Source organism: Clostridium pacaense (assembly GCF_020709765.2).
Taxonomy (GTDB): Bacteria; Bacillota; Clostridia; order Lachnospirales; family Lachnospiraceae; genus Enterocloster; species Enterocloster hominis.
Genome location: NZ_JAJFEB020000063.1, coordinates 1 through 709, shown reverse-complemented (window position 1 = coordinate 709; position 709 = coordinate 1). Strand labels below are relative to the sequence as shown.

The 709-nt window shown below is 49.8% G+C and carries 1 protein-coding gene; it reads left to right on the top strand.

Annotation, left to right across the window (positions count from 1 at the left end):
- Nucleotides 1-709, top strand: a 709-nt coding sequence (locus LK536_RS58470; RefSeq protein ID WP_506092297.1) for a hypothetical protein, incomplete at both ends; no start/stop codon positions are given.

Below are 709 nucleotides of genomic sequence, written 5' to 3'. Positions count from 1 at the left end.
AGAAGAGAGGAAGAGAGAAGAAAGAGAGGAGGGAAAAAAAAAAAGGGAAGGGGGAGGAAAAGAAGGAGAAGAGGAAAAAAGAAGAAGGAAGAAAGAAGAGAAGAGAGAAGAAAAGGGAGGGGGAAGGGGAAAAAAAAGAGAGGGAAGGAAAGGAAGGGGGAAAGAAGGAGAGGGAGAAGAAGGGACGGGGGAAAGGAGAAGGGGGGGAGGAAGAAGAGGGGAGGAAAAAGGAGGGAAAAGAGAGAAGGAAGAGGAGGAAGAGAAGAAGGAAAGGAGGGAGAGAAGGGAAGAGAAGGAGGAGAAGAGGAGAAAAGGAGGGAAAAAGGAGAAAGAAAGAGGAGAAAAAGAGGAAGGAAAAAGGGAGAGGGAGGGGGAGGAAAGAGAAGAAGAGGGGAGAGAGAAGAGAAAGAAAAGGAGGGGGAGAAGGAAGGAGGAGAAAGGGAAAGAGAAGGAAGAAGAAGGAAAGGGGGAAAAAAGAAGGAGGGGAAAAGAAAAGGGGAGGGAGGAGGGAGAGAAAGGAAGAGAAAGGGGAGGAAGAAAGGGGAGAAAGAAGGAAGAAGGGAGGAAAGGAGAGAAAAGGAAGGGGGGAGGAAGAGGAGGGAAGAAAGAAGAAGAAGGAGAAGGAGAGGGAAGGAAAGGAGGGAGAGAGGGAGGGGAGGAAAGAGGAGAGGATGGAAGAGAGGGAGGGAGATGGGGAAAGGACGGACAG